General features: G+C 41.8%; 19 protein-coding genes. 17 read left to right on the top strand and 2 right to left on the bottom strand.

Translation table 11 applies throughout. The features are described from left to right. Nucleotides 1-32 precede the first annotated feature (32 nt). The 3 genes from ACIFOD_RS01035 (at nt 33) to ACIFOD_RS01025 (ending at nt 3,542) form a co-directional block, all read left to right on the top strand. On the top strand, nt 33-638 hold the full coding sequence (locus ACIFOD_RS01035; RefSeq protein ID WP_430313168.1) for a helix-hairpin-helix domain-containing protein: 606 nt from the start codon (nt 33-35) through the stop codon (nt 636-638). 80 nt (nt 639-718) lie between these two features. Continuing rightward, the gene (locus tag ACIFOD_RS01030; RefSeq protein WP_428974849.1) at nt 719-1,282 is read left to right on the top strand and encodes a ComE operon protein 2; all 564 of its coding nucleotides are present in this window, start codon (nt 719-721) and stop codon (nt 1,280-1,282) included. Then, nucleotides 1,275-3,542 carry a DNA internalization-related competence protein ComEC/Rec2 gene (locus ACIFOD_RS01025; RefSeq protein WP_430313166.1) on the top strand — a complete coding sequence of 756 codons (2,268 nt, stop codon included), beginning with the start codon at nt 1,275-1,277 and terminating at the stop codon, nt 3,540-3,542. The genes ACIFOD_RS01030 and ACIFOD_RS01025 overlap by 8 nt, the downstream gene beginning before the upstream one ends. A gap of 149 nt (nt 3,543-3,691) precedes the next feature. On the opposite strand, the gene ACIFOD_RS01020 is transcribed toward ACIFOD_RS01025, so the two are convergent. Then, entirely contained in the window at nt 3,692-3,826 is a 135-nt protein-coding gene (locus tag ACIFOD_RS01020; RefSeq protein WP_113970642.1) for a YqzM family protein, read from the bottom strand. 293 nt (nt 3,827-4,119) lie between these two features. On the opposite strand from ACIFOD_RS01020, the gene holA reads away from it, so the two are divergent. After that, entirely contained in the window at nt 4,120-5,148 is a 1,029-nt protein-coding gene (gene holA / locus ACIFOD_RS01015; RefSeq protein ID WP_430313165.1) for a DNA polymerase III subunit delta, read from the top strand. Between the two features lie 72 nt (nt 5,149-5,220). On the opposite strand, the gene rpsT is transcribed toward holA, so the two are convergent. Further along, entirely contained in the window at nt 5,221-5,472 is a 252-nt protein-coding gene (rpsT, locus tag ACIFOD_RS01010) for a 30S ribosomal protein S20 (RefSeq protein WP_113970640.1), read from the bottom strand. Between the two features lie 202 nt (nt 5,473-5,674). Here rpsT and gpr point away from each other — a divergent pair, with 202 nt between their 5' ends. From gpr to ACIFOD_RS00945, 13 genes are all read left to right on the top strand, one after another. Continuing rightward, nucleotides 5,675-6,784: a GPR endopeptidase gene (gpr, locus tag ACIFOD_RS01005; RefSeq protein WP_430313164.1), complete on the top strand. Its 1,110-nt coding sequence runs from the start codon at nt 5,675-5,677 to the stop codon at nt 6,782-6,784. A gap of 470 nt (nt 6,785-7,254) precedes the next feature. Then, nucleotides 7,255-8,463, top strand: a complete 1,209-nt coding sequence (gene spoIIP / locus ACIFOD_RS01000) for a stage II sporulation protein P (protein WP_397552139.1) — start codon at nt 7,255-7,257, stop codon at nt 8,461-8,463. A 19-nt stretch (nt 8,464-8,482) separates the two neighbouring features. Next, nucleotides 8,483-8,818 carry a DUF3679 domain-containing protein gene (locus tag ACIFOD_RS00995; RefSeq protein WP_397552140.1) on the top strand — a complete coding sequence of 112 codons (336 nt, stop codon included), beginning with the start codon at nt 8,483-8,485 and terminating at the stop codon, nt 8,816-8,818. A 187-nt stretch (nt 8,819-9,005) separates the two neighbouring features. Beyond that, entirely contained in the window at nt 9,006-10,838 is a 1,833-nt protein-coding gene (gene lepA / locus ACIFOD_RS00990) for a translation elongation factor 4 (protein ID WP_430313163.1), read from the top strand. A gap of 66 nt (nt 10,839-10,904) precedes the next feature. Beyond that, on the top strand, nt 10,905-12,062 hold the full coding sequence (hemW, locus tag ACIFOD_RS00985) for a radical SAM family heme chaperone HemW (RefSeq protein ID WP_430313252.1): 1,158 nt from the start codon (nt 10,905-10,907) through the stop codon (nt 12,060-12,062). An 86-nt stretch (nt 12,063-12,148) separates the two neighbouring features. Next, on the top strand, nt 12,149-13,183 hold the full coding sequence (gene hrcA / locus ACIFOD_RS00980; protein ID WP_430313162.1) for a heat-inducible transcriptional repressor HrcA: 1,035 nt from the start codon (nt 12,149-12,151) through the stop codon (nt 13,181-13,183). Nucleotides 13,184-13,279: 96 nt separating this feature from the next. Further along, on the top strand, nt 13,280-13,846 hold the full coding sequence (grpE, locus tag ACIFOD_RS00975) for a nucleotide exchange factor GrpE (protein ID WP_430313161.1): 567 nt from the start codon (nt 13,280-13,282) through the stop codon (nt 13,844-13,846). A 39-nt stretch (nt 13,847-13,885) separates the two neighbouring features. After that, nucleotides 13,886-15,715, top strand: coding sequence for a molecular chaperone DnaK (gene dnaK / locus ACIFOD_RS00970; protein ID WP_397552143.1), 1,830 nt, complete (start codon nt 13,886-13,888; stop codon nt 15,713-15,715). Nucleotides 15,716-15,908: 193 nt separating this feature from the next. Continuing rightward, a complete protein-coding gene (dnaJ, locus tag ACIFOD_RS00965) occupies nt 15,909-17,036 on the top strand; it encodes a molecular chaperone DnaJ (protein ID WP_113970634.1) in 1,128 nt (375 codons plus the stop codon). A gap of 24 nt (nt 17,037-17,060) precedes the next feature. Next, nucleotides 17,061-18,002, top strand: coding sequence for a 50S ribosomal protein L11 methyltransferase (gene prmA / locus ACIFOD_RS00960; RefSeq protein WP_430313160.1), 942 nt, complete (start codon nt 17,061-17,063; stop codon nt 18,000-18,002). Between the two features lie 31 nt (nt 18,003-18,033). Beyond that, the gene (locus ACIFOD_RS00955; RefSeq protein ID WP_430313159.1) at nt 18,034-18,780 is read left to right on the top strand and encodes a 16S rRNA (uracil(1498)-N(3))-methyltransferase; all 747 of its coding nucleotides are present in this window, start codon (nt 18,034-18,036) and stop codon (nt 18,778-18,780) included. A gap of 5 nt (nt 18,781-18,785) precedes the next feature. Next, entirely contained in the window at nt 18,786-20,120 is a 1,335-nt protein-coding gene (gene mtaB, locus ACIFOD_RS00950) for a tRNA (N(6)-L-threonylcarbamoyladenosine(37)-C(2))-methylthiotransferase MtaB (protein WP_430313158.1), read from the top strand. A gap of 236 nt (nt 20,121-20,356) precedes the next feature. After that, entirely contained in the window at nt 20,357-22,021 is a 1,665-nt protein-coding gene (locus ACIFOD_RS00945) for a glycoside hydrolase family 13 protein (protein WP_430313157.1), read from the top strand. Nucleotides 22,022-22,086: the final 65 nt, after the last annotated feature.

Here is a 22,086-nt window from a genome sequence, read left to right as displayed (position 1 = left end):
TTCAATGAATATTCCACCTGAGGTGATTTCCTGTGCAGTCCCTAATTGAAAAATACAGAACGGTTCTTGTAATTCTTGTCATTTGTGCCATTGTCCTGATTGCATATATTTTAAAAAGTGCTTCCGCCGCTCCTGTAAAAGAAGCTTCTTTTACAGCCGCTCCCGTTAAAAAAGAAAAGGAGCCTGAAAAATTGAAAATAGTCGAAAAAGTATTTGTAGACGTAAAGGGAGAGGTTGTTAAACCTGGATTATATGAAGTCAGGCAGGGAGACAGGTTGAAGTTTGTGATCGATCGAGCCGGTGGTTTCACCCCGGAAGCAGATAAGAAAGTGATCAATTTAGCGGTAAAGGTATCAGACGAAATGATGATTTATGTCCCTAAAGTCGGAGAAATAGAAATGCCCGGGCTGGCTCCTTCCATGCCTGGGACCGATTCAGCAAAGGATAGAATCAACATTAATACAGCCACTCAACAGGAATTCGAAACACTGCCCGGAATTGGCCCTGCGAAAGCATCAACCTTTATCCAATATCGGGAAAAACATGGTCCATTTGCAGCTATAGAAGAGATTCAAAACATCTCTGGAGTCGGAGAAAAAACGTTTGAGAAATTAAAAGAATATATTTATGTTCAATGAATTGACGAAACATAGAAAGTCTTTATACACTTAAACAAGCAAATGAAAATGCAGCTAAAAACATAGAAGGGGGAATGGTGATGGAAAGAATCGCTTGGCATCAATATTTTATGGCCCAAAGTCAGCTCCTTGCCCTGCGCAGCACGTGTACAAGACTGGCGGTGGGGGCAACCATCGTTCGTGAAAAACGAATCATTGCAGGAGGCTATAACGGCTCCATTGCAGGAGGGGATCATTGTATTGATGAAGGGTGCTATGTGATTGACAATCACTGCGTGAGAACCATACATGCCGAAATGAATGCCCTGCTACAATGTTCAAAGTTTGGGGTCGGAACGGAGAATGCGGATATTTATGTTACTCACTTCCCTTGTCTTCAATGCTGTAAGGCTCTTATCCAGGCAGGAATCAAAACGGTTTATTATGCAAAAGATTATAAAAATCATCCTTACGCCATTGAACTTTTCCAAAAGGCAAACGTCCATGTAGAGAAAGTGCCCTTTCAAGAAAGCAGCATCGACGTAAAGCACAAAGAAAAAGCCTCCATGATGCTTCAATTAATCGAAGACTTGAGAAAGCAAGGTGCCGAAGACGAGAAGCTCGCTTACTATGAACAAGAATACATAAAATTATTTAATGAATAGAGGATTATACCTCTATCCCGCGATTTCAGTACTTTCAGGAACATTACTGGCACTTCAATTCCATTGGGGTGCCGTCGTTCTTGCTCTGCTTCTGGTATCCCTTTTCCTCAGAAAAATGACCTTCACCATCCTTTTTCTCTGCCTCGTATTCCTCTTTATTTCCTTTCTCAACACCACTATTCAAGAAAAGAGACAGAAAACCGTTCTGACATCAGAACCTGAAACGGTCGACTTTCAAATTGTGATCAATGACATTCCGGCCATCGATGGGAATTCCTTTGTCACCCTCGCTCAAATAAAGAAAGAGAAGGTTCTCATTCGCTATTATTTCTCTACAGAGGAAGAAAAACGAAAATTCCAATATGTGAAACCCGGTTTTGTATGTAAAGTGAAGGGGCAGTTCACAGAACCCAAACCGAATAAAAATCCAAACCTGTTTCATTATAAAAATTATTTGGCTCATCGAGGAGTGTATTGGGTTCTTGGCGTAAACGTATTCGAGAAGTGTGCAGATAAAAGTACATGGAAGCATGCCCTCATAAATCTGAGATTCAATGGATTGAAAAAAATCGAAAGGGAATTTCCATCTTCAACAGTAGGAGTGACCCAAGCGTTACTGTTTGGAGAAACTGGGATGATTGCAGAAGACACGATGAAGGCATTCAGAGAGCTGGGTGTCGTTCATTTACTGGCAATTTCAGGCCTGCACGTTGGGTTGGTCTTTGCGATTCTTTACTATTGTCTTTTGAGGATCAGCGTCACAAAGGAATCGGTGACATGGATCGGGATTGTTTTTCTCCTATGTTACATCGTACTGACGGGGGCATCTCCTTCCGTGATGAGGGCATCCTCCATGCTGATCGTGATTCTCCTCAGTAGAAAAGTGGCAAGTAAGTTAAGTACAATCGACAGTTTGTCCATTGTATTTGTGATGTTGGTTTTATATGATCCATATTCTGTATTCAATGTTGGGTTTCAGCTGTCATTTATGGTGAGTTTTTCTATTGTAGTTTCTTCAGGCGTTATTCTAAATACTTCCTCATCCATTGCACAATTGGTGAAAGTAACACTCGTTGCCCAGCTGTCTTCGCTGCCGATCATCCTCTATCATTTCTATGAATTTTCTTTACTGGGCTTTCTCACGAATCTTCTTTATGTACCCCTCTTCTCATTCATTGTTCTTCCCATGACCATCATCGTCTATATTCTGTCAGTTGAGTGGTTGATACTGCTCCATAAACATCTTTTGGATGGAATACAATGGGTTTCTACCTTTATCGCTTCTTTTCCATTCAGCACCATTGTGATGGGAAAGCCTCCATTTTTGTTATTGATTGGTTACCTCATCGCTATTTATATTGTGTTTGTTTGGTTTGAAAAGAGGAAATATATGCTTTCCGGTCTTCTTTTGATTTTCTGGGCATCCACTCACGTGCTCATCAACACCTATAATCCATATGGAGAGATTGTATTTGTGGATGTTGGGCAAGGTGATGCTACATTGATCAAGCTGCCGTACAATCGAGGAACCTATCTGATCGATACAGGTGGGGAAGTGCAGTTTTCGAAAGCAGAATGGGAAGAGAGAAAGAGTCGTTTTTCTGTAGGGGAAGATATCGTCGTTCCTATTTTGAAAAGTAAAGGCATCACGTCCATTGACACCTTGATCTTAACACACGGAGATCTCGATCATATTGGCGGATCAGCAGCGGTTCTTAAGGAAATGAAAGTGAAGGAAGTCCTGATTAGCCCTAACAGCGACGAGAAAGGCGAAATGAAGAAAATCATGAAAATCGCCGTACAAAAGAGAGTTCCTGTTAAAGAAGCCTGGTATCCATACAGCTGGGCTGGTGATAAAGATGGATTGCATATTGTTTCTCCGCAGGATGAAGAGTATGAAGGAAATAATGATTCCATTGTGTTATATGGAGAAATCGGGTCATTGAAATGGTTATTTACTGGAGATTTAGAAGAGCAAGGAGAGAATGAGTTCATCCGAAACTTCGATCTGCCGATTGATGTGTTAAAAGTGGGGCATCATGGGAGTAATACGAGTACAACCGAAGAGTTCCTCGTTGACACGAAACCGTCTGTGGCGGTTATTTCTGTGGGTGAAACCAATCGCTTTGGCCATCCTCATCCTGAAGTAGTGGAACGATTGAAGAGAAGAGGAATAACTATATATAGCACAGGAGAAAATGGGGCGATCACCTATCGATTCTGGGATAAAAAAGGAACGTTTTCAGCCCACCTGCCATAGGATGTATGACAAAACAAATTAAGCGCTAATGAAAAAGGGGCAGACCTGCTACAAGAAGTCAGGCACCTTCAAGCCATCTGTATGATACATCAGTACCATATATGGAAGTTGAAGAAACCGGAATCTTTAAGGTCTGCCTCCTATATTCATTAAGAGCCGATAAACTTAATAACAGTTGCAATAACGAACATTGTCGCAAAGAATCCAAAAGAAACAATAAACCCAACGCCTGAATCTACTGCATCATTTCTTTTTGATTGTACATTCTTTTCAAATTGGTTCACAACTACCCCTCCTATTTCTATTCTAGTATAGAACATCGCTACTGAAAAATCTATACTTCACTTTACTTTTTCCTTTACTGACAAGAGTTGTCACCTATAAGTTCCTGAAAGGGGGTGACACTAATCATTACAAAGGAAATACCGTTTTCGGAAAAGGTTCCTAGGTCTTCTCCGTTAACGTTAATATAGATATAGGGGGTGTCCCATTTGACGGATGTCCCCTTTACCCCTTGTCAAAACCAAAAAGCTTTTTTACCATAGAGTAGAGAAAAGAATTAATGGAGAGTGCTGACTTGGTTATTGATACTTGGAAGAAAATAGAGAAATCTCAATTCGCAGCTATATATTTAGTTTACGGAAATGAGTCATTTATTATTAATGAAACGAAACAAAGAATTGTTTCAAGTGCCCTTTCAGAGGAAGAAATGGATTTTAATTTTTCCAGTTATGATCTGGAGGAAACTCCTGTGGAAGTGGCGATAGAAGATGCAGAAACCTTTCCATTTATGGGGGAGAAAAGGGTCGTCATCCTACAAAACCCTGTATTCTTGACAGCTGATAAAACAAAAGAGAAGGTAGAGCACAATATTAAACGACTGGAACAATACATACAATTCCCTGCTCCTTATACGATCTTGGTCATTACAGCGAATTACGAAAAATTGGACGAACGTAAGAAGATTACGAAGTCCTTGAAAAAACTGGCAGAAGTCGTAGAAGCCAAAAAGCTGAACGAGCATGAATTAAAGTCGTGGGTTAGAGAACGGGCTGCCTCTAATAGTGTTAAAATAGATGAAGATGCCATTGAATTATTGCTCACCCTCGCCGGAACAAACCTAATGATGCTGACACAGGAGCTGGACAAGCTTTCTTTGTACGCAAGCGATACAAACAGAATCGATGTGGAAGTGGTGGAACGATTAACAGCCCGGTCCCTGGAACAAAACATTTTCACATTAGTGGATAAGGTTGTTCACCGAAGAATTGATGAGGCATTGAGAATTTATTACGATCTTCTCAAACAAAACGAAGAACCGTTGAAGATTCTATCGATCCTGGCAGGACAGTTCAGACTGATATATGGAACGAAGGAACTATCACGAAGAGGATACGGGCAACAAAAAATTGCTTCCTACCTAAAAGTACACCCTTTCAGAGTGAAACTTGCAGCAGGTCAGGCAAAGCACTTCAACGATAAACAACTTGCCCATATCATCGAATTGCTGTCTCAAGGAGATTATGAAATCAAAACAGGAAAAATCAAAAAAGAGCTGATGATTGAAATGTTTCTCTTTAAACTTCATGATCAGAGTTTTACTTGAGGACACCCCTTAATGAAAAATAAAGAGCAAAAGAAAAACCACCCGGCCATAAGGCTAGGTGGTTTTTTTCAATTAGTTCGCTTTTTTCATAAGGCGAGACTTTTGACGATCCGCAGCGTTTTTGTGGATAAGACCTTTTTGAGCTGCTTTGTCTAATTGACGAACCGCTTCTGTTGCTAAATCTTTAGCGTTATCTGCGCTGTTAGCAGCTGCAGCTTCTGCTTTCTTGATAGCAGTACGCATTGTAGATTTCACAGCAGCGTTTTGAGCGTTGCGCTCGTTGTTAGTTTTTACACGTTTGATAGCTGATTTGATATTTGGCATTCCTGTCACCTCCTATAAAAGGATCGAGATTCTATGTGACTCGATTTAAATTCCTAAACAATAAGAACAAATGATATTTTATCAAACGAACAGTGATATTGCAATACTATGTAGTGAAATTAAACGAGTGAATGAACACATACGAAAAAGGTAAACATAAAAAAATAGTAGATAACATCCCAAGCCTGGAGGTAGAGCCGAAATGAAAAACGAAGAAATCGATTATAGTAAATATTCCATTCGTACCGATCTTGCCGTTGAAGCAAGAGAAATGGTCGTCACTGATAAGGCGGAAGATACGTCATCCATCCAAGGAGTCATGATTAAAGAGAAAGAAGAAGATGGAGTAAAAGTTTCCCTTGTCACCGTTACACCTGAAGGAGAAGAGAAAATCGGTAAAAAACCTGGTAATTACTTAACCATCGAGGCCCATGGAATTCGCCAGGAAGATGCAGAACTGCAACAAAGAGTTGAAAAAGTATTTGCCAATGAATTTAATCAATTTTTAATTAATAATAAAATCAGTAAAAATGCAAGCTGCTTAATTGTTGGGCTCGGCAACTGGAATGTAACCCCAGATTCATTAGGGCCGCGCGTCTGTGAAGATATCATTGTGACGAGACATCTTTTTGAACTGCAGCCGGAATCAGTGGAGGAGGGCTATCGACCGGTCAGTGCCCTCGTGCCTGGTGTGATGGGGCTCACGGGTATTGAAACGAGTGATATCATTTTCGGAGTAGTGGAGAAATCCAAACCCGACTTCATCATCGCCATCGATGCCCTGGCATCCCGTTCCATTGAGCGTGTCAATTCAACCATCCAGATCTCGGATACAGGCATCCATCCTGGGTCAGGAGTAGGGAACAAGCGAAAAGGATTGGATCAGGAAACGTTAGGGGTTCCGGTTATTGCCATCGGTGTTCCGACCGTACTTGATGCTGTCACGATCGTAAGTGATACAGTCGACTTTCTTTTAAAGCATTTTGGAAAGGAAATGAGAGAAGGGGACCGTCCATCCAGATCCCTTGCACCGGCAGGGTTGAGCTTCGGTGAGAGAAGGAAATTAACAGAAGAAGATCTTCCGGAAGAACAACATCGTCAAGCCTACATGGGAATTGTAGGAACACTCGAGGATCATGAAAAACGAAAATTGATTCATGAAGTATTGGCTCCCATCGGGCATAATCTGATGGTCACACCTAAAGAAGTCGACGTGTTCATGGAAGATATGGCCAACCTTATCGCAAGCGGCTTGAATGCCGCACTGCATGATGCGGTCGACCAGGAGAATACGGGATATCAGACGAGGTAGATGGCAGGTGAAAGATAGCGTCTTAGGGGTGGTTAATGATCCTTGAGGCGTTTTTTTAGTAGTGGATTCATTGCAGAGAGACCATTTCGCCGATATATTTGGAGTTTCGCCGTTAAATTGAAAAATTCGCCGATATCAAAAAATGCAGATGAAATATTTCTATAAAAAATGGAATTTATATGCCCCTGACACCGGAGATAATAGATAAAAGGAGTGATCTTTACCTGAAAAAGATTATTCTGCCTTAAAAATCGCAGTTCTCCCTCCAAAAATTGAAATTTCCTACTCAGCTCACTACACCTCACTCTAGCTATCGAACCCCACCCCCACCTTGCCAACCAATATAAAAATAATAGATTCCCCTGTTTAACTTTCCACCAATAACCTCATAATGACTACTAAATATTGTTCTACTTTCTCTAGTAATGACATACGTTGTACTAGAGTAGATTAAAGGAAAGGGTGGGAGAATGAGGTCGTATAAAGCGCCTAATTATGTAGTTGCGATTAATATGTCAACGATACTGAAAGGGATGTTGATCTTCGTGGCAGGATTGCTCTCAATTTTTTCGATAACGGGCATCCTCACTTCCTTGAACCCTGAGTATAGAATTACATCGAATTCCTTGAATCAAGCAGCTTCCAATGTGAAGGGTGAAGCATTATATAAGATCCTGGCATTAGAAAACCGGTCTTTTAATCAAGTTTTGACTGAAGAAGAGCAGGCTTTACCAAATTTGTCCTCCCTCCTTTTTCAGGTGGCTACCAATGTGAGCTTTGAAGATCCACGAAGTTTCCTGGGGAGAGAGCTTCCGGGATTCTCGATTTTCGATGGGGATATCCTTGTGGCCGGGGAGGGAACGGATTTTACGAATATGCCGATCGAATCTGTCCCTCCTCCCGAAGCACTCGAAGCGGGAAATGAAGCTCCACTCAAGAATGTAGAGAATTTAAAAGAATCGGATCAAAAGAGTGGGGATGTGGCCCCACCACTATCAACCGGAAATAAAAAGACGGTTCATCTTTACTTCACCCACACCCGCGAATCCTATCTGCCCTACTTGGAGGGGGTGACCAATCCGGATTCAGCCATGCACTCGGAAGTAAATGTCACCAAGGTGGGGGAAATGGTGAAGAGGAACTTAGAGGGACTTGGGATTGGAACGACCATCGATAAAACCGATGTGATAGCGAACCTGAACAATAAAGGATTGGATTATTGGGCTGCTTACCAGGAGTCGAGACCATTAGTGCAGGCTGCCATGACGAGTAATAAAGACTTACTTTATCTTGTTGACATCCATCGTGATTCACAGAGAAGGGCTATCACGACGGGGACCATCAATGGGAAATCTTATGCCAAGCTCGCATTTGTCGTTGGGGAAGAGCATCCGAATTACGAGCAGAATTTAAAGGTGGCCACAGAGCTTCATAAATTATTGGAAGCAAACTATAAAGGGATCTCACGTGGAGTGATAGCGAAAAAGGGAAGCGGGACCAACGGGAAGTTCAATCAGGATCTTTCAAGCAATGCCATGTTACTGGAGTTTGGCGGAGTAGATAATACGTTTGAAGAATTGGAGCGTTCTGCACAGGCTTTCGCTGAAGTATTCGCAGATTATTATTGGCAGGCTGAAAAGGTGAATCATACACCTGTCACTCCTGCTTCAAGTCAGTAATCAAAAGGATGGATGACCAATGACCAAATTCTTTTTTAAATGTGCATTACTTATATCTGCATTATTTATCGGGGTACTTATCGGAATGCAGTATGCGAATCAAGGGATCGTGGAAATGAAGGGACATGAACAACAAAAATTCACTTCGCCGGTGGGAGTGAGTCAGGACGGGGAAGGAAATGTGGAAGCGTCTTTCCTTGGGAATGAAGTGGAATCGAAAACGTTAAGCGAAAAGAAAGAGAAATTAGAGGACATGAAAGCCTTTAATGCGTTTTCCTCGATCGGAAAGGCGCTTGCAAATACAATTGAAAGTATCACCAATGAAATAGTGAACTTTATTGCTTCGTTAATATAAGAGGAGGCTTTCGGGAATGTTCCTGCCTTCTCTTTTTTTGAGGCTTTTTCTCTGAGAACTTAAGTGATTTGCTTTTTAAAATGGACAATTCCGTATAGCCCTTTTAGTTTACATTGAATAATATATAGTCTACTGCTATAATTCAAAATAGTGTACATGTGTGGAAATAACAGGAGTTGAACGTATAATGAACCGTGAAGAGAAATTAGAAAGACAATCGAGAATTAGAAACTTTTCAATCATTGCTCATATAGATCATGGGAAATCTACCCTTGCCGATCGTATTTTGGAGAAAACAAAAGCACTGACGGCGCGTGAAATGAAAGAGCAATTACTGGATTCAATGGATCTTGAGAGAGAACGTGGAATCACAATCAAATTAAATTCTGTGCAATTAAAGTATCAAGCAAAGGATGGAGAAGAATATATCTTTCATCTGATTGATACACCAGGGCACGTAGACTTTACATACGAAGTATCTCGTAGTTTAGCTGCTTGTGAAGGAGCCGTCCTTGTTGTTGATGCTGCTCAAGGGATTGAGGCGCAAACATTGGCAAACGTGTATCTTGCCTTGGATAATGACCTGGAAATCCTGCCGGTCATCAACAAAATCGACCTTCCTGCAGCAGATCCTGAAAGGGTTCGACAGGAAGTGGAAGATGTCATCGGTCTGGATGCATCTGAAGCGGTCCTTGCATCAGCCAAAGCAGGGATCGGGATTGAAGAAATCCTCGAGCAGGTGGTTGAAAAGGTACCGGCTCCCCAGGGAGATCCCGATGCCCCACTAAAAGCCCTTATCTTTGATTCATTATATGACGCCTATAGAGGTGTCGTTGCCTACATCCGTGTGATGGAAGGGAGCGTCAAAGTAGGGGATAAGGTCCGAATGATGGCAACCGGTAAAGAGTTTGAAGTGACCGAGATCGGAGTCTTCACTCCGAAAGCGACGGGTCAGAAAGAACTGACGGTCGGGGATGTTGGGTACCTGACAGCAGCAATCAAGAATGTTGGGGACACCCGGGTGGGGGATACCATCACTCTTGCGAAAAACCCTGCTGAAAAAGCATTACCAGGTTACCGCCGCTTAAACCCGATGGTATATTGCGGTTTATATCCAATCGATTCAAATCGCTATAACGATCTTAGGGAAGCACTTGAAAAGCTTGAATTGAATGACTCGGCACTTCAATATGAGCCTGAAACATCTCAAGCGTTAGGGTTCGGGTTCCGTTGTGGATTCCTGGGACTTCTTCATATGGAGATCATCCAGGAACGCATTGAGCGCGAATTCAAAATCGACCTTATCACGACTGCACCAAGTGTTATCTATCATGTCAAATTGACAGATGGCGAAGAAGTGAAAGTGGATAACCCGTCTATGATGCCTGATCCGCAAAAAGTGGATCATGTTGAAGAGCCGTATGTTAAAGCAACGATCATGGTTCCGAACGACTACGTCGGTGCGGTCATGGAGCTTTGCCAAGGAAAACGCGGTAACTTTATCGACATGCAGTATATGGATGATACACGAGTAAACATCGTCTATGAACTCCCGCTTGCTGAAATCGTATATGACTTCTTCGATCAATTGAAGTCGAATACGAAAGGGTACGCTTCATTTGATTATGAGCTGATCGGATACAAAGAATCCAAGCTTGTGAAGATGGATATCCTTTTGAACGCTGAAAATGTCGATGCCCTTAGCTTTATCGTTCATCGTGACTTCGCTTATGAACGCGGGAAGTTGATTGTAGAGAAATTAAAGGAATTAATTCCGAGACAACAATTCGAAGTACCTGTCCAGGCAGCGATCGGGCAGAAGATTGTCGCAAGATCGACTATTAAAGCCATTCGGAAGAACGTTCTGGCAAAATGTTACGGTGGAGATATATCACGTAAACGTAAACTTCTTGATAAACAAAAAGAAGGTAAAAAACGTATGAAGTCCGTAGGGAATGTAGAAGTTCCGCAAGAAGCATTCATGGCCGTCCTGAAAATGGACGATACGGATAAAAAATAATTGTCTTCATGATAAAGGGGGGAAAGTGGCTTGTACCATACAGGCACTGCTTACCCCCTTTTCTCTATGAATGCCCCCAAAGGAGGGATATACTTGGTAAAATCAGCTTATATTCATATACCTTTCTGTGAACATATCTGTCACTATTGTGATTTCAATAAAGTCTTTTTAGAAGGACAGCCCGTAAATGAATATTTAATCAGCCTGGGCAATGAAATGAAGCAAAGAGTCATGTCTCCTGACAAACTGGATACGATTTTTGTCGGTGGCGGCACTCCGACATCATTGAATGCAAGCCAGCTTGCTCTATTATGCGAATCGATCAACACTCATCTACCCTTTGATCAGGGTGAATTCACATTTGAAGCAAACCCCGGCGATTTGACGGAAGACAAACTTCGAGTGTTAAAGGACCACGGTGTGAATCGATTGAGTTTTGGTGTTCAGTCATTCAATGATGAGCTTCTAAAAGGAATCGGACGGACACATAGAAGCGAAGATGTGTATACGTCTGTGGAAAAGGCTCAAAAAGTTGGATTCTCGAATATCAGCATTGATCTGATTTATAGCCTGCCTAAGCAAACAGAGGAAGATTTTCAAGATACATTGAAGAAAGCACTGGACCTTGATCTTCCTCATTACTCGGCTTATTCACTCATCGTAGAGCCGAAAACGGTCTTCTATAACCTGATGAGGAAAGGGAAGCTGTCATTGCCTTCTCAAGACCAGGAAGCGGCTATGTACGAGATTCTGATCGAAACGATGGAGAAATACGGGATCAATCAATATGAAATCAGTAATTTTGCTAAACGGGGATTCGAAAGCAAACATAATCTCGTTTATTGGGACAATAATGAATATTATGGTTTAGGAGCCGGTGCTCACGGATATATAAACGGAGTACGTTATTCCAATTATGGTCCCCTGAAAAAATATATGGACCCGATTGCAGAAGGTTCCCTGCCTACCATCCAGCAACACGAGGTAACGAAAGCAGAAAGAATGGAAGAAGAAATGTTCCTCGGATTACGTAAGGTAGAGGGAGTAAGTAAGTCTGTTTTTCAACAAAAATTCGCCTGCAGTATCGAGTCCGTCTTCGGTTCATCGATTGAAGAAATGAAGAAACGGGAACTGCTCACGGTGAATGAAGAACGGGTCGCACTTACGAAACAGGGCCGCTTTTTAGGAAACGAAGTATTTCAATCTTTTCTGGGAGTAATCTAATATATTGACATCCCTTTTCTGATTTGATAATTTATTAATTAGATTTAGCACTCATCTCAATAGAGTGCTAACAGGGGTGATGAATGTTGTTAACAGATCGACAACTTCTAATTCTTCAAGTGATTATTGATGATTTTATCCTGTCAGCTCAGCCTGTCGGTTCGAGGAGCTTGTCCAAGAAGGATGAAATTTCCTTCAGCTCAGCTACGATTCGAAATGAAATGGCTGATTTGGAGGATTTGGGTTTTATCGAAAAAACGCATACTTCTTCAGGACGTGTTCCATCTGAAAAGGGTTATCGCTATTATGTGGATCACTTGCTTTCTCCACAGAAATTAGAGAAGAATGACGTGCATGCCATACGCTCCATCTTCACTGAGCGAATATATGAATTGGAGAAAGTGGTTCAGAAGTCGGCAAAGATTCTTTCCGAGCTGACGAATTACACTACCATCGTATTAGGTCCCGATTTGAAGGAAAATAAGCTGAAGAAGATTCAACTTATTCCTTTGAACAAGGATACAGCGATTGCCATCATCGTGACGGATAACGGGCATGTTGAAAATAAACTGTTCCATATCCCGCCGACAATGGATGCAGCAGAGCTTGAGAAGCTTGTGCACATCTTAAATGACCGGTTATCGGGTGTTCCCATCAGTGAGTTAAACGATAAAATTTTCAAGGAAGTCGCTCTTTTGCTAAGAGAGCATATTCAGAACTATGATTTTATCCTTCACTCGATCACGGATTCCTTTAATCCAACGGTCACGGATAAGCTGTTCTTTGGTGGGAAAACCAATATACTCAACCAGCCTGAGTTTAATGACGTCCATAAAGTTCGCATGCTCCTTGAAATGATCGAACAAGAGGAGAGCGTCTACAACTTGATTCGTCCATCCGCTTCAGGATTGAACATTAAAATCGGGAAAGAAAATGATCATCTTGCTATGGAGAATTGCAGTCTCATAACCGCTACTTATTCTATTGGTAAAGAACAATTAGGATCCATTGCGATCATCGGACCTACTCGAATGGAGTATTCCCGTGTCGTGAGTTTACTTAATTTCTTTTCAAATGATATGTCCAAGGTTCTTACGAAACTGTATCAAAGTGAAGATTAGTGGACATATTGTATAAAGGAAAATAAGGCTCTAATGCCGTCTTTATCGTCATCTGGAGCCTACAAGTGTTCGTAGATTTTTAAGGAGGTGAATGTTATGTCTGAAAAAACAAAACAAGAGCAGCATGATGCGAAAGAAGAAAACAGCGAAGTGGTGGAAGAAGTGTTCGCTGAAGAACCTCAAGCAGAGGAAGTAGCAGAAGAACAACATGAATCAGATGAGCTTTCACAATTGGAAGATAAGCTGAATGAGTCTGAGAATCGTTATCTTCGTTTAAGAGCTGATTTTGATAACTTCCGCCGACGCGTCAATGTAGAAAACGAATCGAAGGAGAAATATCGTGCTCAAGGACTTATCACTGAACTATTGCCGGCACTTGATAATTTCGAGCGTGCTTTAAATATAGATGCTGATAATGATCAAACAAAAACACTGCTTCAAGGAATGGAAATGGTTCATAGAAGTATTGTTGAAGCCCTTAAGAAAGAGGGAGTAGAGCCAATTGAAGCGGTAGGTCAAGAGTTTGATCCACATTTGCATCAAGCAGTTATGCAAACAGAAGATGAAAATTTCGATAGCAATGTAATTGTTGAAGAATTCCAAAAGGGATACAAACTGAAAGATAGAGTAATTCGTCCTTCCATGGTGAAGGTCAATCAATAATAAAGACATTACATATACAAAACAGGGAGGTTTCTTACTATGAGTAAAATTATCGGTATTGACTTAGGTACAACAAACTCATGTGTATCAGTACTTGAAGGCGGAGAGCCAAAGGTTATTGCAAATGCAGAAGGAAACCGCACAACTCCATCAGTTGTTGCGTTCAAAAATGGAGAAAAGCAAGTTGGGGAAGTAGCAAAGCGTCAAGCCATTACAAACCCAAACACGATCATCTCAGTGAAACGTCATATGGGAACAGCTCACAAAGTAGAAGCAGAAGGAAAAGAATACACTCCACAAGAGATTTCAGCTATGATTCTTCAACACTTAAAATCATATGCAGAAGACTATCTTGGAGAAACAGTTGAAAAAGCAGTCATCACAGTACCTGCTTACTTCAATGATGCAGAACGTCAAGCAACAAAAGACGCTGGTAAAATTGCGGGTCTCGAAGTTGAGCGTATCATCAACGAACCAACTGCTGCTGCACTTGCATATGGTCTGGATAAAATGGATCAAGACCAAACCATCCTCGTATATGACCTTGGTGGCGGTACATTTGACGTATCCATCCTTGAACTTGGTGACGGTGTATTCGAAGTACGTTCTACTGCCGGTGACAACCGTCTTGGTGGAGACGACTTTGACCAAGTGATCATCGATTATCTTGTAGCTGAATTCAAAAAAGAGAACGGGATCGACCTTTCTAAAGATAAAATGGCACTTCAACGTCTTAAAGACGCAGCTGAGAAAGCGAAGAAAGATCTTTCAGGAGTGACTTCAACTCAGATCTCACTTCCATTCATCACGGCAGGAGAAGCTGGTCCACTTCACTTGGAAGTGACTCTTTCAAGAGCGAAATTCGATGAAATCTCTTCAGATCTTGTAGAACGTACAATGGGACCAACTCGTCAAGCAATGAAAGATGCTGGTCTTTCTGCAAGTGAAATCGATAAAATCATTCTTGTTGGTGGATCAACTCGTATCCCGGCTGTACAAGAAGCAATCAGAAAAGAAACAGGTAAAGAGCCATCTAAAGGCGTTAACCCTGACGAAGTTGTAGCGATGGGTGCAGCGATTCAAGGTGGAGTTCTGACTGGAGACGTGAAAGATGTTGTCTTACTTGACGTTACACCACTTTCACTTGGTATCGAAACAATGGGTGGCGTATCAACTAAGCTGATCGAGCGTAACACGACGATCCCGACATCTAAATCCCAAACATTCTCAACTGCCGCTGATAACCAGACAGCTGTTGATATCCACGTATTACAAGGTGAGCGCCCAATGGCTGCTGATAACAAAACGCTTGGTCGTTTCCAATTAGCGGACATTCCGCCTGCACCACGTGGCGTACCACAAATCGAAGTGAAATTCGATATTGATAAGAACGGTATCGTGAATGTTAGTGCGAAGGACCTGGGAACAGGTAAAGAGCAAAACATCACAATCAAGTCTTCTACCGGTCTTTCAGATGATGAAGTAGAACGCATGGTGAAAGAAGCAGAAGAAAATGCCGAAGCGGATAAACAACGTAAAGAGGAAGTCGAACTTCGCAACGAAGCAGACCAACTTGTTTTCCAAACGGAAAAAACGTTAAAAGACCTTGAAGGCAAAGTAGAAGAAGATGAAGTGAAAAAAGCGGAAGATGCGAAAGCTGAATTAAAAGAAGCAATCGAAAAAGATGATCTGGATCTTATCCGTGAAAAGAAAGATGCATTACAAGAAATCGTTCAAAGCTTAACGATGAAGCTTTATGAGCAGGCTCAAGCGGAAGCTCAAGCAGCTCAAGGAGCAGAAGGCGAAGCTTCGAAAGACGACGATGTAGTCGATGCTGAATACGAAGAAGTAAACGACGACAAGAAATAATCCAGTATGAACGAAAAAGTCAAAGTCAGGGCGGTTCTTGGCTTTGACTTTTTCTATGATTGAAAGAAACAGAATGTGTTACATTCATCTAACAGACACAATCAATTAGAAGTAATGTTGAGTTTTTATTGATAATAGTCAAAGCTCAATGTTAAAATAACCTTTATGCAAAGGATTCGGGAGTGGTGTTTTAATGAGTAAACGGGACTATTATGAGGTTCTTGGTGTCGGAAAAGACGCTTCAAAAGACGAAATGAAGAAAGCATACCGCAAGCTCTCCAAAAAATATCATCCGGATATTAATAAAGAAGCGGATGCGGATGAAAAATTCAAAGAAATATCGGAAGCCTATGAAGTATTGAGTGATGATCAAAAGCGTGCTCAATATGATCGTTTTGGACATACTGACCCTAACCAGGGATTTGGCGGCGGAGCTGACTTTGGCGGTGGCGGTTTCGGTGGTTTCGAAGATATCTTTAACACATTCTTCGGAGGCGGCGGAGGCCGCAGAAGAGATCCGAACGCACCTAGACAAGGTGCCGACCTTCAGTACACGATGTCATTGACATTTGAAGAAGCGGTCTTTGGGAAAGACACAGAAATCGAGATTCCGAGAGAAGAAGAATGTGACACTTGCCATGGTTCAGGTGCGAAGCCGGGAACCAAGGTCAATACATGTTCTCACTGTAATGGATCGGGTCAATTGAATGTAGAACAGAATACACCGTTTGGCCGCATTGTGAACAGACGGGTTTGTCACTACTGTAACGGTACAGGTAAACAAATCAAGGAGAAATGTTCAACTTGTGGCGGAGCCGGAAAAGTACAGAAGCGTCGTAAAATCTCTGTTAAAATCCCGGCTGGTATCGATGATGGACAGCAGCTGCGTGTGACTGGTCAAGGTGAACCAGGTATAAATGGCGGACCTGCCGGTGACTTGTACGTTGTCTTCCACGTTCGCTCTCATGATTTCTTTGAGCGTAACGGAGATGATATCTATTGTGAAATGCCAGTGACGTTTGCACAAGCGGCATTAGGTGATGAAATTGAAGTACCGACCCTGCACGGGAAAGTAAAGCTGAAAGTGCCTGCTGGAACTCAAACAAGCACGAGATTCCGTTTGAAAGGTAAAGGAGTACCGAATGTACGTGGATACGGTACAGGTGATCAGCATGTTCAGGTGAAGGTGGTTACCCCTTCTAAATTAACAGATAAGCAAAAGCAATTATTAAGAGAATTTGCGGATATTAGCGGACAGGTACCAGACGAACAGCATGAAAGCTTTTTTGATAAAGTAAAAAAAGCCTTTAAAGGCGAATAACTAAAGGACGGAGTTGGTAGATCAATGAAATGGTCAGAAATCAGTATTCTTACTACGAATGAAGCGATTGAACCTATTTCAAACATTCTTCATGAATCTGGAGCAAGCGGTGTGGTCATTGAAGACCCTGCCGAATTAATTAAGGAAAGAGAAGATATGTTCGGAGAGATCTACCAACTCAATCCTGATGATTATCCGAGTGAAGGTGTCTTAGTCAAAGCGTATTTACCCGTAAATAGCTTTCTTGGTGAAACCGTTGACGAGATCAAGCAGGGCATTACGAACCTGGTTACCTATGATATCGACATTGGTGAAAACAAAGTGGAAATTTCAGAAGTGAATGAGGAAGAATGGGCAACGGCGTGGAAGAAATACTACCATCCTGTGAAGATTTCCGATAAATTTACGATCGTCCCTACTTGGGAAGACTATACACCGGTTCACAGTGACGAACTCATCATTGAACTGGATCCAGGCATGGCGTTCGGGACAGGAACTCATCCTACAACGGTCATGTGTATCCAGGCTCTTGAGCGAATCGTTAAAGAACATGATACGGTCATCGATGTAGGAACAGGGTCAGGTGTATTATCCATTGCTGCTGCACAGTTGGCTGCAGACAATGTAAGAGCGTATGACCTGGATGAAGTGGCTGTCCGTTCAGCGAGACTGAATGTGAAGCTGAACAAAGTTCAACAAACTGTGACGGTTGACGAGAATAATTTATTGAATGGCGTTACAGGGCAAGCGGATGTGATTGTAGCGAACATTTTGGCTGAAATCATTTTACGCTTTACACTTGATGCCTTCGAACTTGTGAAACCGGGCGGATTTTTTATCACCTCTGGGATTATCCAGCCAAAGAAGCAAGAAGTTCGTGATGCATTGGAGTCTGCCGGATTTATAATAGAAGAAATTATGGTCATGGAAGACTGGGTCGCTATTATTGCCAAGAAGCCTATGTGAATTTAAGTAAAAACGGTGGAGTTGAAACTGTATGCAACGATATTTTATTAATGACACATATCGAGAAAATGATCCGATTACGATAACAGGGGACGACTATCATCATATCGTTCGTGTCATGAGAATGAAGGAAGAGGATGAAGTCTATGCTGTCTTTAAGGATCAAGCATCAGCAATCGCCCGTATTGAAACGATTTCCAGTGACTCAGTAGAACTATCAATAGTAAAATGGGAAACAACGACGAAAGAATTACCAATTAAAGTAACCATTGCGAGCGGACTGCCGAAAGGGGATAAATTGGAGTTGATTTTCCAAAAGGGAACAGAGCTTGGAGCCACTCAATTTATCCCTTTTAATGCGGATCGCTCCATTGTGAAGTGGGACGATAAAAAAGCAAAGAAAAAGGTGGAACGATGGGAAAAAATCGTCAAGGAAGCAGCGGAACAGTCTCATAGACTCCTTGTTCCCGACGTATCTGCCCCCATTTCATTGAAGCAATTAATACAGGCACAGTTTGATTACAAACTGATCGCATATGAAGAAGAAGCAAGAGCCGGAGAAAAAGGAAATCTTTCAAAGGTGTTATCGACGATTGAACATGGACAAAGTGTCCTTGTCGTATTCGGTCCTGAAGGTGGATTGACAGAAAAAGAAGTAGAGATGTGTAAGAGCGAGGGCTTTATCCCATGTGGCCTTGGCCCAAGAATCTTACGGACGGAGACTGCTCCATTGTATGTCCTCTCAGCCATCAGCTATCAATTAGAACTTATGAGGTGATTGTAATGCCATCAGTAGCGTTTCACACTCTAGGGTGTAAAGTGAACCACTACGAAACAGAAGCCATCTGGCAACTATTTAAAGAAGAAGGATACGAACGTGTAGAATATGATTCGATTGCAGATGTGTATGTCATTAACACGTGCACGGTAACGAATACAGGAGATAAAAAAAGCAGACAGGTCATTCGTCGTGCCATCCGTAAGAATCCAGACGGAGTGATTTGTGTAACAGGATGCTACGCTCAAACATCCCCTGCTGAAATCATGGCAATACCAGGCGTCGATGTCGTGGTGGGAACGCAGGATCGAAGAAAAATGCTTACGTATATCGAAGAATACAAAACAGAACGTCAACCGATCAATGGCGTCACGAACATCATGAAGAACCGTGTCTACGAAGAACTGGATGTCCCGGCGTTTACAGATCGTACACGTGCCTCTCTTAAGATCCAGGAAGGCTGCAATAATTTCTGTACGTTCTGTATCATTCCTTGGGCACGTGGTCTGATGAGATCCCGTGATCCTGAAGAAGTCATTCATCAAGCTCAACAGCTTGTGGATGCAGGCTATAAAGAGATTGTCCTGACAGGCATTCACACAGGTGGATACGGAGAGGACATGAAAGACTACAATCTTGCCATGCTTCTTAAAGATCTGGAGCAAAAAGTGAAAGGTCTGAAGAGAATTCGTATCTCTTCCATCGAGGCCAGTCAACTGACGGATGAAGTCATTGAAGTGATCGATCAATCAAATATCGTTGTCAGACACTTACACGTTCCACTTCAATCGGGATCCAATACGGTCCTTAAGAGAATGCGCAGAAAATATACGATGGAATTCTTTGCAGAACGCTTGGAAAAGCTTAAGAAGGCTTTACCGGGACTTGCCGTTACATCTGATGTCATTGTCGGATTCCCTGGTGAAACGGAAGAAGAATTTATGGAAACATTTAATTTCATCAATGAACATAAATTCTCGGAGCTTCACGTGTTCCCTTATTCAAAGCGGACAGGTACTCCTGCAGCACGTATGGACGACCAAATCGATGAAGATATTAAGAACGAACGAGTTCATCGTCTAATTGAACTTTCAAACCAATTAGCGAAAGAATACGCTTCTCGGTTTGAAAATGAAGTATTAGAAGTTATCCCTGAAGAAATTTACAAAGACGATCACTATGTTGGATATACGGATAATTACCTGAAAGTAGTATTCCCGGCAACGGAAGATATGGTAGGGAAATTGGTGAAAGTGAAAATCACGAAAGCCGGTTATCCTTTAAACGAAGGTCAATTTGTACGTGTCCTTGAAGAGGAAGACGAAAAAGCCGCAATTTAATAGATCAAGGCACCTGACAATGGTTGGGTGCTTTTTTGTTTTTGCACAATAATTCTTTGTAACCACTTTCTTTTTTTGTATAGAATCAATTTATCTATTGATAAGTGAAGAAGAAGGTTGTAAACTATTAATGTCAATATAATAAATGAAACAGGTCTTTTTTTTAAATTAATAGTGCAAACGATTGCATTAAATGTAAGCGTTTGTATCTTACTATACTTTGATGAGGTGTTACGATGAAAAAGGCATGGCGTAAAGAAGCGGTAGGCTATCAAATCTATCCCAGGAGTTTTCAGGATTCAAACGGCGACGGAATTGGTGACTTGCAGGGCGTGATTCAACGGTTGGATTATATTAAAGAATTAGGTATCGATGTGATTTGGATTTGTCCAATGTATAAATCACCTAATGATGATAATGGATATGATATTTCTGATTATCAGGATATTATGGAAGACTTCGGTACGATGGAGGACTTCGATCAGCTACTTAATGAGGTTCACAAGAGAGATATGAAACTGATCATTGACCTTGTACTTAATCATACAAGTGACGAGCACCCTTGGTTCATTGAGTCTAAGAGCTCTAAAGAAAATCCAAAGCGTGACTGGTATATATGGAGAGATGGCGTAAAAGGCAAGGAGCCGAATAACTGGGAAAGTATCTTTGGGGGATCTGCCTGGGAGTATGACGAAGAAACAGATCAATATTTCCTTCACGTATTCTCTACGAAGCAGCCGGATTTGAACTGGGAAAATGAAGAAGTCCGCGACGCTCTGTATGACACTGTCAATTGGTGGCTTGATAAAGGAATTGATGGCTTCAGGATCGATGCCATCAGCCATATTAAGAAACGTTCAGGACTTCCTGATATGCCAAATCCGAAAAAGGAAAAGTATGTTTCTTCTTTCGATATGCATATGAACCAAAAAGGGATTCATACGTTCCTGCAAGAATTCAAGGATCGGACGTATGCAAACTATGATGTCATGTCCGTTGGAGAAGCAAATGGTGTAAAAGCCGATGAAGCGGAACTGTGGGTTGGAAAAGAAAACGGTAAGATGGATATGATTTTCCAATTTGAACATCTTGGTCTTTGGGACGCCGAAACCAACCCGGACCTTGATATCGTCGAATTGAAGAAGGTGCTCACTCGCTGGCAGAAAGGCCTCGAAGGCAACGGCTGGAATGCCCTATTCATCGAAAACCATGATAAACCACGTGTTGTATCCACTTGGGGGAATGATAAAGAATATTGGAGAGAAAGTGCCACTGCCATGGCAACCATGTACTTCTTAATGCAGGGGACTCCCTTTATTTATCAAGGACAGGAAATCGGGATGACAAATGTTCAATTCCCTTCCATTGAAGATTATGATGATGTAGCGGTCAAGAATCTATATCGTCTGAAGCGTGAAGAAGGAGTACCTCACCAAGACATCATGGACATCATCTGGGCTTCTTCCCGTGACAACAGCAGAACACCGATGCAATGGACGGATGAAGGAAACAGTGGATTTACAAACGGCAAGCCTTGGATGAAAGTGAATCCAAACTATAAAACAATCAATGTAAAAGCTCAGGAAAAGGATGAAAACTCCATTCTGAACTTCTATAAAAAAATGATTCAACTAAAGAAAAAGGAAGATGTCTTCACGTACGGGATCTATGACCTGCTTCTTGAAAAAGACAAGCAAATCTATGCGTATACCCGCACAGGAGAAGATCGGTCCATGATCGTGATCACAAACCTTTCCACTAAGAATGTGGTTTGTGACCTTGGTGAATTGGAAGTCTCCTCTTCTAATCTTCTGTTGAATAACTATGATGCGGAAAGCCATGAAAATGTAAGCAAGTTAACTCTTAAGCCATACGAGGCGAGAGTGTACCGTTTAAAATAATGAAGATCGCAACCCTGGTATGTGAATACCGGGGTTGTTTTTATTTTGATATGAAAAATGAAAAG

The organism is Rossellomorea sp. NRS-1567 (genome assembly GCF_050467885.1).
Taxonomy (GTDB): Bacteria; Bacillota; Bacilli; order Bacillales; family Bacillaceae_B; genus Rossellomorea; species Rossellomorea aquimaris_C.
This window is presented reverse-complemented; position numbering and strand designations above follow the sequence as displayed.

What these genes read in the sequence shown, in the direction of transcription:
- ACIFOD_RS01030 (WP_428974849.1), top strand. Translation starts at nt 719, where the DNA reads ATGGAAAGAATCGCTTGGCATCAATATTTTATGGCCCAAAGTCAGCTC.
- ACIFOD_RS01025 (WP_430313166.1), top strand. Translation starts at nt 1,275, where the DNA reads ATGAATAGAGGATTATACCTCTATCCCGCGATTTCAGTACTTTCAGGA.
- rpsT (WP_113970640.1), bottom strand. Translation starts at nt 5,472, where the DNA reads ATGCCAAATATCAAATCAGCTATCAAACGTGTAAAAACTAACAACGAG.
- gpr (WP_430313164.1), top strand. Translation starts at nt 5,675, where the DNA reads ATGAAAAACGAAGAAATCGATTATAGTAAATATTCCATTCGTACCGAT.
- spoIIP (WP_397552139.1), top strand. Translation starts at nt 7,255, where the DNA reads ATGAGGTCGTATAAAGCGCCTAATTATGTAGTTGCGATTAATATGTCA.
- ACIFOD_RS00995 (WP_397552140.1), top strand. Translation starts at nt 8,483, where the DNA reads ATGACCAAATTCTTTTTTAAATGTGCATTACTTATATCTGCATTATTT.
- lepA (WP_430313163.1), top strand. Translation starts at nt 9,006, where the DNA reads ATGAACCGTGAAGAGAAATTAGAAAGACAATCGAGAATTAGAAACTTT.
- hemW (WP_430313252.1), top strand. Translation starts at nt 10,905, where the DNA reads ATGAATGCCCCCAAAGGAGGGATATACTTGGTAAAATCAGCTTATATT.
- grpE (WP_430313161.1), top strand. Translation starts at nt 13,280, where the DNA reads ATGTCTGAAAAAACAAAACAAGAGCAGCATGATGCGAAAGAAGAAAAC.
- dnaK (WP_397552143.1), top strand. Translation starts at nt 13,886, where the DNA reads ATGAGTAAAATTATCGGTATTGACTTAGGTACAACAAACTCATGTGTA.
- dnaJ (WP_113970634.1), top strand. Translation starts at nt 15,909, where the DNA reads ATGAGTAAACGGGACTATTATGAGGTTCTTGGTGTCGGAAAAGACGCT.
- prmA (WP_430313160.1), top strand. Translation starts at nt 17,061, where the DNA reads ATGAAATGGTCAGAAATCAGTATTCTTACTACGAATGAAGCGATTGAA.
- ACIFOD_RS00955 (WP_430313159.1), top strand. Translation starts at nt 18,034, where the DNA reads ATGCAACGATATTTTATTAATGACACATATCGAGAAAATGATCCGATT.
- mtaB (WP_430313158.1), top strand. Translation starts at nt 18,786, where the DNA reads ATGCCATCAGTAGCGTTTCACACTCTAGGGTGTAAAGTGAACCACTAC.
- ACIFOD_RS00945 (WP_430313157.1), top strand. Translation starts at nt 20,357, where the DNA reads ATGAAAAAGGCATGGCGTAAAGAAGCGGTAGGCTATCAAATCTATCCC.